At 64.1% G+C, this 15,062-nt stretch carries 17 protein-coding genes; 8 read left to right on the top strand and 9 right to left on the bottom strand.

Features of this window, described 5'->3' with window-relative positions; genetic code table 11:
• Positions 1 to 99: 99 nt before the first annotated feature.
• Positions 100 to 1,926, top strand: coding sequence for a translational GTPase TypA (gene typA, locus OVA00_RS20460; protein WP_268089541.1), 1,827 nt, complete (start codon positions 100 to 102; stop codon positions 1,924 to 1,926).
• A gap of 208 nt (positions 1,927 to 2,134) precedes the next feature.
• On the top strand, positions 2,135 to 2,641 hold the full coding sequence (locus OVA00_RS20465) for a GNAT family N-acetyltransferase (RefSeq protein WP_034802619.1): 507 nt from the start codon (positions 2,135 to 2,137) through the stop codon (positions 2,639 to 2,641).
• Between the two features lie 33 nt (positions 2,642 to 2,674).
• Here OVA00_RS20465 and OVA00_RS20470 read toward each other — a convergent pair whose 3' ends face one another.
• Positions 2,675 to 3,274 carry a hypothetical protein gene (locus OVA00_RS20470; RefSeq protein WP_268089542.1) on the bottom strand — a complete coding sequence of 200 codons (600 nt, stop codon included), beginning with the start codon at positions 3,272 to 3,274 and terminating at the stop codon, positions 2,675 to 2,677.
• Positions 3,275 to 3,434: 160 nt separating this feature from the next.
• Here OVA00_RS20470 and ppa point away from each other — a divergent pair, with 160 nt between their 5' ends.
• Entirely contained in the window at positions 3,435 to 3,968 is a 534-nt protein-coding gene (gene ppa, locus OVA00_RS20475) for an inorganic diphosphatase (RefSeq protein ID WP_034802613.1), read from the top strand.
• Between the two features lie 3 nt (positions 3,969 to 3,971).
• Here the strand turns inward: ppa and OVA00_RS20480 are convergent, their stop codons facing one another.
• Positions 3,972 to 4,289: a DUF167 domain-containing protein gene (locus OVA00_RS20480; RefSeq protein ID WP_034802611.1), complete on the bottom strand. Its 318-nt coding sequence runs from the start codon at positions 4,287 to 4,289 to the stop codon at positions 3,972 to 3,974.
• 21 nt (positions 4,290 to 4,310) lie between these two features.
• Complete coding sequence (locus OVA00_RS20485) at positions 4,311 to 4,604, bottom strand: YggT family protein (protein WP_089044330.1); 294 nt, start codon at positions 4,602 to 4,604, stop codon at positions 4,311 to 4,313.
• Positions 4,605 to 4,841: 237 nt separating this feature from the next.
• On the opposite strand from OVA00_RS20485, the gene OVA00_RS20490 reads away from it, so the two are divergent.
• A complete protein-coding gene (locus tag OVA00_RS20490) occupies positions 4,842 to 6,083 on the top strand; it encodes an MFS transporter (protein ID WP_060521413.1) in 1,242 nt (413 codons plus the stop codon).
• 21 nt (positions 6,084 to 6,104) lie between these two features.
• On the opposite strand, the gene OVA00_RS20495 is transcribed toward OVA00_RS20490, so the two are convergent.
• From OVA00_RS20495 to hemC, 6 genes are all read right to left on the bottom strand, one after another.
• Positions 6,105 to 6,845, bottom strand: coding sequence for a glutamine amidotransferase (locus OVA00_RS20495; RefSeq protein WP_442780540.1), 741 nt, complete (start codon positions 6,843 to 6,845; stop codon positions 6,105 to 6,107).
• A 1-nt stretch (position 6,846) separates the two neighbouring features.
• Complete coding sequence (locus OVA00_RS20500; RefSeq protein ID WP_034802604.1) at positions 6,847 to 7,329, bottom strand: tellurite resistance TerB family protein; 483 nt, start codon at positions 7,327 to 7,329, stop codon at positions 6,847 to 6,849.
• A 26-nt stretch (positions 7,330 to 7,355) separates the two neighbouring features.
• A complete protein-coding gene (locus OVA00_RS20505) occupies positions 7,356 to 9,002 on the bottom strand; it encodes a heme biosynthesis protein HemY (protein WP_268089543.1) in 1,647 nt (548 codons plus the stop codon).
• 11 nt (positions 9,003 to 9,013) lie between these two features.
• Complete coding sequence (locus OVA00_RS20510; protein WP_268089544.1) at positions 9,014 to 10,294, bottom strand: COG4223 family protein; 1,281 nt, start codon at positions 10,292 to 10,294, stop codon at positions 9,014 to 9,016.
• Positions 10,295 to 10,396: 102 nt separating this feature from the next.
• The gene (locus OVA00_RS20515; protein WP_060611113.1) at positions 10,397 to 11,110 is read right to left on the bottom strand and encodes a uroporphyrinogen-III synthase; all 714 of its coding nucleotides are present in this window, start codon (positions 11,108 to 11,110) and stop codon (positions 10,397 to 10,399) included.
• Between the two features lie 4 nt (positions 11,111 to 11,114).
• Complete coding sequence (hemC, locus tag OVA00_RS20520) at positions 11,115 to 12,044, bottom strand: hydroxymethylbilane synthase (protein WP_089044334.1); 930 nt, start codon at positions 12,042 to 12,044, stop codon at positions 11,115 to 11,117.
• 74 nt (positions 12,045 to 12,118) lie between these two features.
• Between hemC and tsaD the strand changes: the two genes are divergently transcribed.
• The 4 genes from tsaD to OVA00_RS20540 are packed head-to-tail and all read left to right on the top strand — an operon-like array spanning position 12,119 to position 15,030.
• Entirely contained in the window at positions 12,119 to 13,213 is a 1,095-nt protein-coding gene (tsaD, locus tag OVA00_RS20525) for a tRNA (adenosine(37)-N6)-threonylcarbamoyltransferase complex transferase subunit TsaD (RefSeq protein ID WP_112976118.1), read from the top strand.
• 26 nt (positions 13,214 to 13,239) lie between these two features.
• Entirely contained in the window at positions 13,240 to 14,241 is a 1,002-nt protein-coding gene (locus tag OVA00_RS20530; protein ID WP_268089545.1) for an NAD(P)H-dependent glycerol-3-phosphate dehydrogenase, read from the top strand.
• 56 nt (positions 14,242 to 14,297) lie between these two features.
• Positions 14,298 to 14,591 (top strand): YciI-like protein, encoded by a 294-nt coding sequence (locus tag OVA00_RS20535; protein ID WP_034802587.1) that lies wholly within the window; start codon positions 14,298 to 14,300, stop codon positions 14,589 to 14,591.
• A 7-nt stretch (positions 14,592 to 14,598) separates the two neighbouring features.
• Positions 14,599 to 15,030 (top strand): EVE domain-containing protein, encoded by a 432-nt coding sequence (locus OVA00_RS20540; protein ID WP_034802584.1) that lies wholly within the window; start codon positions 14,599 to 14,601, stop codon positions 15,028 to 15,030.
• Positions 15,031 to 15,062 lie beyond the last annotated feature (32 nt).

Here is a 15,062-nt window from a genome sequence, read left to right on the forward strand (position 1 = left end):
CGCCCCCCTTTCGCAATCGCAAAAAAACCTGTATGAGCGCGACCATTGAAAAAGCGGCGTGGCCCATCGGGGCTTGCCCTGAACCTTCCGAGACGAAAAATGAGCATTCGTAACATCGCGATTATCGCGCACGTCGACCATGGGAAAACGACCCTTGTTGACGAGCTCCTGAAGCAGTCGGGCTCGTTCCGCGAAAACCAGCGCGTGGCCGAACGCGTCATGGACTCCAACGACATCGAAAAAGAACGCGGCATCACCATCCTCGCCAAGGCGACTTCGGTCGAGTGGAAGGGCGTGCGCATCAACATCGTCGACACCCCCGGCCACGCCGACTTCGGCGGTGAAGTCGAGCGCATCCTGTCGATGGTGGACGGCGCCATCGTTCTCGTCGACGCTTCCGAAGGCCCGATGCCGCAGACGAAGTTCGTCGTCGGCAAGGCGCTGAAGGTCGGCCTGAAGCCGATCGTGGCGATCAACAAGATCGACCGTCCGGACGGTCGCCACGAAGAAGTCATCAACGAAGTCTTCGACCTCTTCGCCAACCTCGACGCCTCCGACGAGCAGCTCGACTTCCCGATCCTCTACGGTTCGGGCCGCGATGGCTGGATGAACGTCAACCCGGAAGGTCCGAAGGACCAGGGCATGGCGCCGCTGCTCGACCTGGTGCTGCAGCACGTGCCGGAGCCGACGGTTGCCGAAGGCCCGTTCCGCATGATCGGCACGATCCTCGAAGCCAACCCCTTCCTCGGCCGCATCATCACCGGTCGCGTTCACTCGGGCACCGTCAAGCCGAACCAGGCCGTCAAGGTTCTCGGCCAGGATGGCAAGCTGCTTGAAACCGGCCGTATCTCGAAGATCCTCGCCTTCCGCGGCATCGAGCGTCAGCCGATCGAAGAAGCGCAGGCAGGCGACATCGTTGCGATTGCCGGCCTTACCAAGGGCACCGTCGCCGACACCTTCTGCGATCCGTCGGTCGCCGAAGCGCTGACCGCGCAGCCGATCGACCCGCCGACCGTCACCATGTCCTTCATCGTCAACGACAGCCCGCTTGCCGGCACCGAAGGCGACAAGGTCACGAGCCGAGTCATCCGCGACCGCCTGTTCAAGGAAGCCGAAGGCAACGTTGCGCTGAAGATCGAAGAATCCTCGGAAAAGGACTCCTTCTTCGTATCGGGCCGCGGCGAACTGCAGCTTGCGGTTCTCATCGAAACCATGCGTCGTGAAGGCTTCGAGCTTGCCGTTTCGCGTCCGCGCGTCGTCATGCACAAGGATGACAACGGCCAGATGCTCGAGCCGATCGAAGAAGTCGTGATCGACGTCGACGAAGAGCATTCGGGCGTCGTCGTGCAGAAGATGTCCGAGCGCAAGGCCGAGATGGTCGAACTGCGTCCGTCTGGCGGCAATCGCGTCCGTCTGGTGTTCTTCGCTCCGACCCGCGGCCTCATCGGCTACCAGTCGGAACTTTTGACCGACACCCGCGGCACGGCGATCATGAACCGCCTGTTCCACGCCTACCAGCCCTACAAGGGCGAGATCGGTGGTCGCGTCAACGGCGTTCTGCTTTCGAACGACTCCGGTGAATCGGTTGCCTACGCGATGTTCAACCTGGAAGACCGCGGCCCGATGATCATCGACGCCGGCGAGAAGGTCTATGCCGGCATGATCATCGGCATCCACACCCGCGACAACGATCTCGAAGTGAACGTGCTCAAGGGCAAGAAACTCACCAACATGCGCGCCGCCGGCAAGGACGAAGCCGTTCGCCTGACGCCGCCGATCCGCATGACGCTCGAGCGCGCGCTCTCCTGGATCCAGGACGACGAGCTGGTCGAAGTGACGCCGAAGTCGATCCGTCTTCGCAAGCTGCACCTCGACCCGAACGATCGCAAGCGCTTCGAAAAGGCCCGCACGGCTGGCGCTGCCTGATCGATCCTGATCGATCCTACGACTTTCAGAAAAACCCCGGAGCGATCCGGGGTTTTTTGCTGTGTGTGCCACCGATGGGCGACTTGCGGATAAAGTTAAAAAGGCGTTAACCTTCCATTGGGTGCCGTTAAAGTTGCCTGTGGGTTAACGCAGGCTGGCAACCGGGCGGGATTCCTGTTCGCCTTGTGTGTGTTTAGAGTCGCGAGTCATGAAGACTGTTTCGATAGAGATTCGGCCCGGAGAGCCGCAGGAAGCGTCGGCAATTGCCGATGTGCACCGCGTTTCGTGGCTGCAGACCTATGGCGGTCTCATTCCCCATCGTCCGCTCGTTCAGATGGTCAATCGCCGTGACGAGACCTGGTGGCGCAAGGCGACCCGCGGCCCTGCCACGCTGCTCGTCGTCGACGTCGCCGGAACCATCGCCGGCTATGCAACGCTCGGCCTCAGCCGCGCCAAGGCCCTGCCGCAGGAAGGCGAGATCTACGAGATCTACCTGAGGCCGGAATACCAGGGCATCGGCCTCGGGCGGATTCTCTTCGGCGAGGCCAAGAGCCTGCTGCGTTCGCTCGGCTGCCGTGGCCTCGTCGTCTGGTGCCTCGAAGACAGCGAGCACGCCTACCAGTTCTTCCAGGGTGCCGGCGGCACCGATATCGCCGAAGGCATGGAAGATTTCGGCGACAAGCACCTGAAGAAGGTCGGCTTCGCCTGGAACTAGGCCCGACGCCTCCGCGACACTGAAATCAAAGACTTACTCAGGCAGTTCGTTGTTGGGATCGGCCGCCTTGTCGCCCCGCGTGCCGTGATAGGCGGGCTTGTCGACGCCGCAGCGGAAGGTCGGTGCCACCTCGTCGGCGATCTTGCGGGCGAACGCATTCGGATCGGGATTGGCAAGCGCATCGACATAGCCGGCGACGCAGCCCTTGCCGTCATCCTTCTCGGCCACCTTGGAAATGACGAGCACCTGCCCCTGAAGTGCAGGAACCGAAGCGCCGGACGCGTCCGTGTTCTCGATGAACCAGCGCAGGATCGTCGCTACGGCCTTGCCATCCTTGGCAACCCGCCACTCCACGGTCGTGCCGGCGTGATTGAATGGAATGAAACTCTCGAAAGCGTCGTCGGCATAGCGGTGGTTCAGGTGACCGAACGAGACACTCTGGCGGATGTCGGCTTCCTTGAAGCGAACGGGATAGTCCGCATGACCAGGGCAAGTCATCAACGCGTACATGCCCTCTTCTTCGGCGATCGTCCTGCACTTGTCGCGGCCGATGTCGGTATAGACGCTCTCATTGGCCAAGACGGGGCCGGCGGACAAAAGCACCAGCGCCAGGCATGCAACCCTTCCGTTCATACGAAACTCCCTCAAACGCGATTGGCAGACCTGTAGAGGTCGATGGGCAGGCGCAAAACGACCGGTTGAATCTGCGCTACGGACGAAAGTTATGTTGCATCGCGGCATGTTTCCCTTTATCCGACGGGCAAACTTCTCAAACCGACCCTGGAGTAGATCCATGCGCATCGACGCGATTTCCATCGGAAAGAATCCACCAGAAGATGTCAACGTGATCGTTGAGGTTCCCGTCGGCGGCCATCCGATCAAGTACGAGATGGACAAGGAAGCCGGCACGCTGGTCGTCGACCGCTTCCTCTATACGCCGATGACCTATCCGGGCAACTACGGCTTCGTGCCGCATACGCTCTCGGACGATGGCGATCCGATCGACGTTTTGATCTGCAACACCCGTCCGCTGGTTCCAGGCTGCGTCATCAATGTGCGCCCGATCGGCGTGATGATGATGGAAGACAATTCCGGCCAGGACGAGAAGATCATCGCCGTTCCGTCGGGTCACCTGACGCAGCGATACGACAAGGTTCACGAATACACCGATCTGCCGGAAATCACGCTGAAGCAGATCGAGCACTTCTTCGAGCACTACAAGGATCTGGAGCCCGGCAAGTGGGTGAAGATCTACGGCTGGAAGGATGCTTCCACCGCCCGCCAGCTGATCAAGGAAGCCGTCGAGCGCGCCAAGGGCGCCAAGTAAGCTTTATCTGCCGGCCAGTTCGGCAAGGCGTTTCATCAGCTCCTCCGGGTCGCTCTCGATCCGGAGGATTTTTTTGCGCTGCGTTTCGCCTGAGATGAGGGAGAGCTTGCTCTTGGCAAGCCCGAGCGTCTTGGCAAGAAAGGCAAGCAGTGCCTGATTGGCCTTGCCTTTCTCCGGGACCGCGCGGACGCGCACTTTCAGATATTCTTCGCCATCAGCAGCCGCTTCCAGCCCGTCGATGGCATCACGGCCGCCGTTCGGCGTCAGGCGCACCGTCAGGCGAACATGGTCGCCATGCGCGGTGAAGGCCGTGCTACTCACCCTGCACCTGGCCGGCCGTCGTCAGCCCAGCAAGGCCGGCGCGATCGTCGTGTTCAGGAAAAGCTGGATGAAATAGAGGATTACCAGAACGACCAGCGGCGAAAGGTCGACGCCGCCCATGTCGGGCAGGATGCGGCGGATCGGGCGGTAGAGCGGCTCGGTCAACTGGTAAAGCGAGCGGCCGATCATGTTGATCGCCTGGTTGTTCACGTTGATGACATTGAACGCGTAGAGCCAGGAAAAGATGGCCGACGCGATGACCAGAAACCACGCGATGTTGATGATGAAGTTCAAGGTGCCGATAACAGCAAGCATGCCGGTCTCCAAATCGTTATTGACAGACATGTAGACATTGAGACCTAAACGAGCAAGTACGCCGGTTTATCGGGCGCGATCATGTTTAACGTGTGGCCGCTCGACAGTCGGTGCCGACGAGAGCGTGTCGCGATCCTTCAGATGCGCTGCCTGCCTTTTGAATATTGACGTTTCACTTGTCGTTATCGCAAAACCGCGACCCAGTTTTGCGCGACCCGCTTCAGGAGCGACTTTCTCATGTCCGCCGTCCATGCCTCGCATCGTTTTGCCGCGTTTCGGCATGTCGGCTATCGTCGCTACTTCTTCTCGCGCTTCCTCGCCTATTTCGCGATCCAGATCATCTCTGTCGCCGTCGGCTGGCAGATCTACGATCTGACGCGCGATCCCTTCGATCTCGGCTTGATCGGCCTTTTCCAGTTTCTGCCATCGCTGGTGCTGATCCTCGTCACCGGATCCGTGGCCGACCGCTACAACCGGCGCATGATCATGGGCGTCTGCATGGTGGTCAGCACGCTTTGCGCAGCGGCGCTGCTCGCGCTGACAGTCACCGGGCTGTTTTCGCCGTGGCCGGTTTATGCGGTTCTCGTGGTCTTCGGCATCGAGCGTGCGTTCCTTGCACCCGCGTCGCAATCGCTGGCGCCAAACCTGGTGCCGCCGGAAGATCTGCCCAACGCGATCGCCTGGAACTCCACCTCCTGGCAGACCGCGATGATCGTCGGCCCGGTCGCGGGTGGTCTCATCTACGCGCTCGGCGCGGTCTTTCCTTATGCCATCGGCTTCTGCTTCTTCCTCGCCTCCGCATTCATGGTCTTTGCCATTCCGAAGCCGGCGACGCGCACCCAGGCCTCGGCGCAAAGCTGGCAGACGATCACCGCCGGCTTCCGCTACATCAAGGCGGAGAAGGTGGTGCTCGGCGCCATATCGCTCGACCTTTTTGCAGTGCTGCTCGGCGGCGCCGTGGCGCTGATGCCGGTCTTTGCCCGCGATATCCTCGACCTCGGCCCCTGGGGGCTCGGCCTGTTGCGCGCGGCCCCGGGTGTCGGCGCCGTTGCCATGGCGGTCTGGCTGGCAGCGCACCCGATCCGCCATCGCGCCGGTTTCTATATGTTCATCGGCGTGGCGCTTTTCGGTCTCGGCACCGTTATCTTCGGCCTTTCAGCGACCCCCTGGGTCTCGATCGCGGCCCTCGTCGTCATGGGTGCTGCCGACATGGTCTCGGTCTATGTGCGCGAGACGCTGATCACGCTCTGGACGCCGGACGAACTGCGCGGCCGGGTCAACGCCGTCAACATGGTCTTCATCGGCGCGTCGAACGAACTTGGCGAATTCCGCGCCGGCATGATGGCGTCCGGCTTCGGCGGGGTCTTTGCCGTCGTCTTCGGTGGCATGGGCACGCTGCTCGTCTCAGGGCTTTGGGCGCTTGGCTTTCCGCAATTGCGCAAGATCGATACGCTCGACGTGCCCGATCACCACAAGTAAACGGTGCGAGCGGACAGCACGTTACGCGCTTTCCGCCATTTCTCCCGGCCGTTCATCGCGCAGGAAGATCAACTCAAGGAAGTTTTCCATCCAGGTGCGCAGCGGCCCGTCGTGCTGCATGCGGCCGTCGAGATGGGCCTTGCCCACCTGGGCACCGGGCATCTCGAAGCGATGGGCGCCGTGCACCACCCAGCGATGCATCATCGCGCGGGTGAGTTCGCCGTGGAACTGGATGCCCCAGGCATTGTCACCGTAGCGGAAGGCCTGGTTGGGGTAGGTGTCGCCAGTTGCGAGCAGCTCGGCGCCGGAAGGCAGGTCGAAGCCCTCGCGGTGGAAATGGTAGACCATGGCCGGCCAGTCCATCAGCGCCTTGCCCGCTTCGGTCGCAACCAGCGGATACCAGCCGATTTCGGTCATGCCCTCGTGATGGGGTGCCACCGAGCCGCCGAGGTTGCGCGCGAGCATCTGCGCGCCGAGGCAGATGCCGAGATAGGGCTTGTTTTCCTTGAGCGGCACGGAAAGCCAGTCGATCTCGCGGCGGACGAACTCTTCCTCGTCATTGGCGCTCATCGGGCCGCCGAACACGATCGTGCCGCTGTGCCGTTCCAGCGTTTCCGGCAGATCGTCGCCGAGCGCCGGACGACGGATGTCGAGCCCAAAACCCTTCTGCTCGAGTATCTGGCCGACGCGGCCGGCGCTCGATCGCTCCTGATGCAGGATGATCAGGACGGGTTTTCGGGCGCTGTCGTCGGGCATCGGCATTTCAGTTATCCTGTTGTGACTCGGCTTTCTCGACCGTGTCGCTTCTGGCCGCCGCCTCCTGGCGCTGCAACACCCGGTCGCGACCGGAAACGCCGAGCAGATCGGCAATACGCCAGATCACGTGATCTTCCATCTCACTGCGCTCGCCATCGGCATAGACGACGTCCCAGAGCATGCCGACGAGTTCGACGCGTTGCTCCTCGGAGAGGTGACGCTTGAGCTCGGCGGTGAATTGGTAGAAGTCGATCGCCTCGCTCTCGGCAGTCTCGCCGGCTTCGATCAAAGCGGAGAGCGAGGCATCGTCGAGCTTGTAATGCTCCTTGATGACCTTGCGCATCTTGCGCCGCTCGGACGCGAGGATCCGGCCGTCGGCCTCCATCACCTGGAAACAGAGAGCGATGACCGCCACGCGCGGATCGCCATGCTCTATGCGCTTCGCCGGGCCGGTCAGACCATCGAGAAACGTCCGTAAGCGTTCAAACATGTATTTTGCCACAGCCCCTTGAGAACTCAGAACAATCGGAAAGTCGTCTTTTCCGGCGCCTTCTCGCCAGCGGCCGGATCGCGCACGCCGGGGTCATCCGGCGGGCGGCCGAAGAAGGGATCGGGCCTGTGCTCGCCATTCGCACCCTCTTCCTTCTCCGCCTTGACCGGAGGCTTGTCGGCAACCGGTTCCGGCGCCTTGCGCTCGGCGACCTTGATCGGCTGCGGTGCCGGACGCGGCTCCTCGCGCTCGGCCTCCAGGATCACCGGCGTCTCGCTGCGCCGGGCTGCGGGTGCGGGCTGGTGCACATGCGCCTCCACCACGGCGGGCAGGCTGCGGATCGCCTCGTCGGCGTTCGACTGGTCGTGGTCGACCGTGGCCGAAAGCGTATGCGGCGGGGCTTTCCATTCGAAGGCATCGAGCCGGCCGCTCACCGGCGAGACCGGTAGCCAGGTCGGCGAGGTCACGCCGTCGGCGGTCCAGGCCGGATCACGCGGGCTCTTCAGCGCCTGCGCCATCCAGTGACGGATGCGGCCCTCGTCGCCGGTGTCGGCCTCTTCGATGTCGGCAAGCAGCAGGAAGATGCTCTCGGCCGGGTCGAGCCGGGCGGCGGCTTCCGCCTTGGTGCGCGCCAGAAGCAGTTCGCGCGCTTCGAGCGCGGCTTCGGCGACGGCAGCCATCGCCACGGCATTGTTGGGCTTCAAGGCTTCGAGCTTGCGCGCCCGTTTCAACCGGTCGACCGCAGTGTCGCCGCCGCGGGCGCGCACGTAGAGCCGGGCCACGTCCGGATGCGGCTCGTGCTTCCAGTTCTTCTCCAGGATCGAGGTGCCCTTGCGCAGGTTGTCCTCGCGAAACAGCGCCTTGGCGGCCGTCAGCGCCGCCGGCACCAGATGTTCGTCGAGCTTCAGCGCGGCAAGCGCATCGTCCCGCGCACCTTTCACGTCGCCCTCGAGCTTCGTCATTGCGCGCGCCGTCAGCAGCACTGCCTTCTTGCGATCGGCTTCCTTGCGATCGACCACGTGGGCGATGCGGCTCTGGTCGAGCAGACGCAGGGCATCGTCCCATTGACCGGCCTGGCTCTGGCTGTCGAGCGTCGCAAGTGCTGCCCAGGGCAGGTGCGGCGCCTTTTCGGCGGCGCGCTCGGCATATTGCCGCGCGGCCTCGTGGGCGCCGAGCCGCTTGGCCTCGAGATAAAGGCCGCGAAGCCCGAGTTCGCGCGTCTCCGGATCGTCGGCCATCAGCTCGAACTTGCGGCGGGCGTCGTCGTACTTGCCTTCGATCAGTGCGGTCTGGGCTTCGAGCAGGTGGATCAGCGGTTCCTGGTCGGCGCTGATCAGGCCGCGGGTGCGGGCGGTCATCTTGCGGGCAAGATTGGCGTCACCGGCGCCGGCGGCGATCAGGCCGGTCGACAGCGCCTGGTAGCCGCGGTCGCGCTTGCGGGCGCGGAAATAGCGGGTGACCGTGTGCGGCGAAAGCCAGATGGTGCGCACCAGCCAGACGACGATCAGCACCGCGGCAATCAGCGAGATCAGCAGCGATGCCGCGCGCATCAGGCTCATCTCGATCAACTGGCCCTGCCAGACGACCGAAAGTTCGCCCGGCCGGTCGGCGAGCCAGGCGAAGCCGAGGCCGAGACCAAGCACGATCAGGATGAAAATCAGAATGCGGATCATATCTGGTTCCCTCAGCCTTCCGTGCCTGGTTTTGCCATCGTCGCAGCGACGGCGGCATCGATCGCGGCTTCGACCCGCAAACGCTGGTCGAGCTTGGCCTTGAAAGCCTCGCCCGCCGGCTTGGCGGTGTCGGGCACGCCATTCCACTCCAGAGCGGCGCCCTTGAGGTCGCCATTGTTCAGCTTGTCCTCGATCCGGGCGATGACGGCTTCGGGCGTTTCACCCTCGACGCTGCCGACGGGACGCACGCGAATGCCGGACATGGCGCTGGACACTAGCCGGTCGAAGATACCCTCGTTCGGGTCGGGCTGGTTGAGAGCGTCGAGCATGGCGTCGGCGGTTTTCGGGAACTCGCGGCGCAGATCCGTGCGGGTCGGCACGCCGACCTGGGCATCCTGGGCGAGCGCGGCGACGGCCTGTTCGTCCGGCGCGATGCTGCGCAGCGCGTCGAGTTCGGCGAGGAAAGCCCCGCCGCGATCGATGGCCGACTTCAGTGCAGTGACCGCAACGGCTTTCGCCATCTGGATATCGTTGACCGGCTCGTTGAGCTTCTGCTCGGCGGTCTCGATGCGGCTCGTCAGTTCCGCCTTCTCGGCGGTTGCCGCCTGCTGCGCATCGGCGAGCGCTGTCTTCAGACCTGCAAGCTCCTTGGTGAGATTGTCGACTTCCGCCTTCAGCGTCTCGACCTCGGCGCTCGGTGCGCCGTTTGCGGCCGGTTGGGAGGCGGACTGTTCGAGCGCGGCGATACGACCTTCGAGTGCGGTGTTGTCGACGACGGCTGCGGGGGTGGGCAGCGCCGCGATCTGGTCGCGCAGGGCCTGCAGTTCGCCGGAAATGTTCTGCTCGACGCCGCGGGTCGGCCCAAGTCCAGGCACGATGCCGGCATATTGCAGGCCGCCGAAGCCGAGCAGCGTCACGAGACCGCCGACGATGCCGGCCGCGAGCGCCCCGGAGTTCGATACCGGCTTCTGCGGCGGTGCCGGTTCCGGCTCGCGGGCCACATGCGGCGGCTCTTCGGCGAAGACGGCCGCGGCCGCGTCGGCGGCGGCATCGGCGCGCTGCTCCTCGATTTCTTCGTCCAGGCGGGATCCGGCGGCGCTGTCGTCGCTGGTGTCCCTTATCGGCTCATCCGTCTCGGCTTTGTGCGCTGTGTTCTCGGCCGCAGCGTCTGCCAGCGTCTCGCCGGTTGCTTCCGGGCCGGCCGGTTCCGCAACGGTTTTCTCCGCTTCGAGGTCGATCGTCAGCGGTTCCTTCTCGGACTTCGAGCGGCGCGGCGGGTTTTCCGATACCATGGTGACCTCTTACCGTTAGTGCCTGTCGGCTCTTCCTTCAAACCTAGTCAGCCGGAACGGTGAGGGAAAGCCCCTCCGTTCCGTTTTTGGATGAATTCGATGTTAGAGAAGACTGAAAAGGCTGTCTTCATCGGGCCTTGCGGCGGTCTCCGCCACGACGTTACCCGGCAGCGCCTCGGCCACCACGGGGCTGAGGCAGAGGTAGCGCGGCGCAAAGGAAGCAGCATCGACACCGGCTTCGGAAAGCAGGCGAACGAACTGTCGCGCGGTCTCTCGCGAGTATAAAAGCACGGCGTCGGGACGGCTGCTCCGCCGCAGATCTTCGATCGCGGCGCGCGAATGGGCGATCGGCTCCATGCGGTAGCACTCGACCGTCCGGTGCTCTATGCCGCGTTGTCTCAGCCCCTTTTCCAGCCCTTCGGAGCGCGGCGTTCCTGCCAGATAGAGCAGGGGAAGTGGCGGCAGCGTGTCGATGGTCGCGCCGATTAGTTCCGCCAGGGACTGGCCGGTACCCTCCGCTATGCGCAGATCGGAGAAACCGAGCCCGGCTGCTGCTTGCGCCGTGGCGGCGCCCACGCAGAAGCACGGGGTCGCCAGATGCTGTGACAGGTCTGCATCTGACGATACGAGCATCCGAATGGCTTCGGCGCTGGTGAGCACGATCGCCGCATGCGGCACTTCAAGCGCGGCAACGGAGACGGCAGCAAGATGGGTCGCCTGCATCAGCGGCAGCAGGATCGGCCGGTGGCCGGCGGCTTCCAGCCGGCGTACCGTCGCCTCGGCGGCGGGAGGCGGCCGGGTGACGAGCACGCGCATGGCTTTAAGTCCAGCTTGCAAAGAAGCCGGGGCCGGCCTTGGCGCGGATCTCTTCTCCGGCCTTTTGCCCAAGCGCTTCGGCGTCGGTGGCCTTGCCCTCGATCGTAACCCGGTGATGGGTCTGGCCGTCGGGCGTGAGGATCATGCCGGAAAAGCTGAGATGGGTGCCGTCCGAGGTGGCGAGACCGGCGATCGGCGTGCGGCACGAGCCGTCGAGCGTCGCGAGGAAGCCACGCTCGCAGGCGACTGCCTCATGGGTGCGGGGATCGTCGATGGCTGCGAGCAGGTCGTTGATGCGGCTGTCGCCGATGCGGCTCTCGATGCAGATCGCGCCTTGGGCCGGCGCCGGCGGGAATTCCTGGGGGTCGAGCAGTTCGGTCGGAACGTCGGTCATGCCGAGACGCTTGAGGCCCGCATAGGCAAGCAGTGTCGCATCGACCTGGCCCTCAGCGAGCTTTCTCAGCCGCGTTTCCACCTGGCCGCGATAGGTGATGACATTGATATCCGGACGCAGCCGGCGGATCAGCGCCTGGCGGCGCAGCGACGACGAGCCGACGGTCACGCCCTGCGGCAGTTCCATCAGTTTTTTTGCCGTCCGACCGATGAAGGCATCTCGAATGTCCTCACGCGGCAGGAAGGCGGAAAGACAGAGGCCGTCAGGCAGTTTCGTCGGCATGTCCTTGGACGAATGCACAGCGAAATCGAGTTCGCCCGACAGCAATTGTTGCTCGATCTCTTCGGTGAACAGGCCCTTACCGCCGATCTCGGCGAGCGAGCGGTCGGTGATCCGGTCGCCCTTGGTCGAGAGGATGACGACCTCGAACATTTCCGGCGCCAGACCATGCGCCGCTGCGAGGCGATCGCGCGTTTCATGGGCTTGAGCGAGCGCCAGCGGGCTGCCGCGCGTGCCGATCCGGAAAGGTTTTGTTTGCATCAAAGGCTATCCATTGTTACCGGAGTTCCGTGTACCCACCTTTCGGTGCGACCGCAATCTTTGAGTAGTTCCCGATGTCTCCGCCCCTGCGCATCCTCGGCATAGAAACAAGCTGCGACGAAACCGCCGCTTCCGTCATTTTGCGCGATTCCGGCGGTAAGGGCCATATCCTCGGCGACGTGGTCTTAAGCCAACTGGAAGAGCACAGCGCCTATGGCGGCGTGGTTCCAGAGATCGCGGCGCGCGCCCATGTCGAGGCGCTCGACACGCTGATCGAGGAAGCGCTGCTCAGGGCCGGCGTCACGCTTTCCGACATCGACGCCATTGCTGCGACAAGTGGTCCCGGTCTGATCGGCGGCCTGATCGTCGGGCTGATGACCGGCAAGGCGATCGCGCGCGCAACCGGCAAGCCACTCTATGCCGTCAATCACCTCGAAGGCCACGCGCTGACCGCGCGGCTGACCGATGGGCTCTCCTTTCCCTATCTGATGCTGCTCGTTTCCGGCGGTCACACGCAACTGATCCTCGTCAAGGGCGTCGGCGAATACGAACGCTGGGGCACGACGATCGACGATGCGCTCGGCGAAGCCTTCGACAAAACGGCCAAGCTGCTCGGCCTCCCGTATCCGGGTGGTCCGGCGGTCGAGCGGGCAGCACTTGCCGGCGATCCGCAGCGTTTCGATTTTCCGCGACCGCTCGTCGGTGACGCCAGGCTCGATTTTTCCTTTTCGGGATTGAAGACGGCGGTGCGCCAGGTGGCGCAATCGCTGGAGCCGGTAACGGAGCAGGACATCGCCGATATCTGCGCCTCGTTCCAGCGGGCGATTTCCCGCACGCTCAAGGATCGGGTCGGGCGCGGCCTGAAGCGCTTCAAGGCGGAGCATGGCAGTGTGGCGCGCCCGGCGCTGGTGGTTGCCGGCGGTGTCGCCGCCAATCAGGTGCTGCGCTCGACGCTGCAGACCTTGTGCGCGCAGTCCGGTTTCGACTTCATCGCGCCGCCGCTTTCGCTCTGCACGGACAACGCGGCAATGATCGCCTGGGCCGGTGCCGAGCGGCTGGCGGCAGGCATGGCGGCCGACGGCCTCGATGTCGCGCCGCGCTCGCGCTGGCCGCTCGACGCCCAGGCGCAGGCGCTGCTCGGTTCGGGCAAACGCGGCGCCAAGGCGTGACAAGATCTAAAGCATACGGATAGAGCATGAACGACATTTCCAAGAACGGGCCGAAGATCGTCGTGGTCGGCGCAGGCGCCTTTGGCACCGCGCTCGCCGCGGTTGCCGCCTCGACCGAAGGCAGCGACGTGACGCTGCTTGCCCGTCGTCCGGAGATTGCCGAATCCTGCCGCGACACCGGCCGCAATGAGGCCGCCCTGCCGGGCATCGACCTGCCGCCGGCGCTGAAACATACGGCCGATGTCTCGGTTCTTGCCGATGCCGGAGTCGTGCTCTTCGTGATGCCGTCGCAGGCGCATAGGGATGCGGCGCGCCAGTATGGTCCTCATATCAATGCGGCTGCCACGATCGTCACCTGCGCCAAGGGTATGGAGCAGGCGACGGGACGGTTGCTGACCAACGTGCTGGCGGAGGAATTGCCCGGACGTTCGATCGGCGTGCTCTCGGGTCCCGGTTTCGCTGCCGACATCGCCAAGGGTCTGCCGACCGCGATGGTGATTGCCGCGGCCGATGCTGCGACGGCGACGATGCTGGCCGAGGTGCTCTCGGGTCCGACCTTCCGGCTCTATCCCTCGCAGGATCGCATCGGCGTGCAGCTCGGCGGCGCGCTGAAGAATGTGCTGGCGATCGCCTGTGGCATCGTCGAGGGCGCAGGCCTTGGCGACAGCGCCCGTGCCGCGCTGATCTCGCGCGGCCTTGCGGAGATGTCGCGTTTCATTGCCGCCGAAGGCGGCGAGGCGGATACGGTGCGCGGTCTCTCCGGTCTCGGCGATCTCGTCCTGACGGCGACCAGCCACCAGTCGCGCAACCTGCGTTTCGGCATCGCGCTCGGCAAGGATGGCCGTGCCGGCGGGCGCAAGGGAGAACTGGTCGAAGGCGCGTTCGCCGCATCGGTTGCTGCCCGCGTCGCCCATGATCTCGGCGTCGAAATGCCGATCACCGAAGCGGTGGCGGCGATCATCGACGGCAAGCTCGATGTCCGCACCGCGCTCGAACAGTTGATGACCCGCCCGATCACCCAGGAATGAAGGGAGCGGCGATCTTCCGCCCGCATCCCGCACCAACGAAAACTCTAGGAGGAAGCATGCTCTTCGCACTTCATTGCACCGACAAGCCAGGCGCGCTGCAGCTTCGGCTCGATACCCGCCCCGATCACGTCGCCTATCTCAACGACCTGAATGCCAAGGGCATTTTGAAGATGGCCGGTCCGTTCCTCGGCGACGACGGCAAGCCGACCGGTAGCCTGGTGCTCGTCAAGGCGGAGACGATCGACGAGGCGCGTGCGATCGCCGAAGCCGATCCCTATGCCAAGGCCGGGCTCTTTTCCAATGTCGAGATCAAGGCCTTCAACTGGGTCTTCAACAATCCGGAGGCTTGAGACCAAGATGGCGCATTGGCTCTACAAATCCGAACCGTTCAAATGGTCCTGGCAGATGCAGAAGGATGCCGGCGCCAAGGGCACCGAATGGACCGGCGTGCGCAACTATCAGGCGCGCAACAACATGCGGGCGATGCAGATCGGCGACAAGGGCTTCTTCTACCACTCGAACGAAGGACTTGAGATCGTCGGCATCGCCGAGGTCTGCGCGCTGTCGCATCCGGATTCGACCGCCGAGGGTGACGCCCGCTGGGACTGCGTCGATATCCGCGCGGTTGCCGACATGCCGCGGCCGGTGACGCTGAAGGAGATCAAGGACAATCCGAAGCTCGCCAAGATGTCGCTCGTCACCTCCATGCGCCTGTCGGTGCAGCCGGTGACCGAGGACGAATGGCTCGAGGTCTGCCGCATGGGCGGGCTCGACAATCCGCCGCGCTAGTCTTGTTTTCCGCCTGTCCGGGACGCTCGGGC

This window comes from Ensifer sp. SL37, from assembly GCF_026672675.1.
GTDB classification, from domain to species: domain Bacteria; phylum Pseudomonadota; class Alphaproteobacteria; order Rhizobiales; family Rhizobiaceae; genus Ensifer; species Ensifer adhaerens.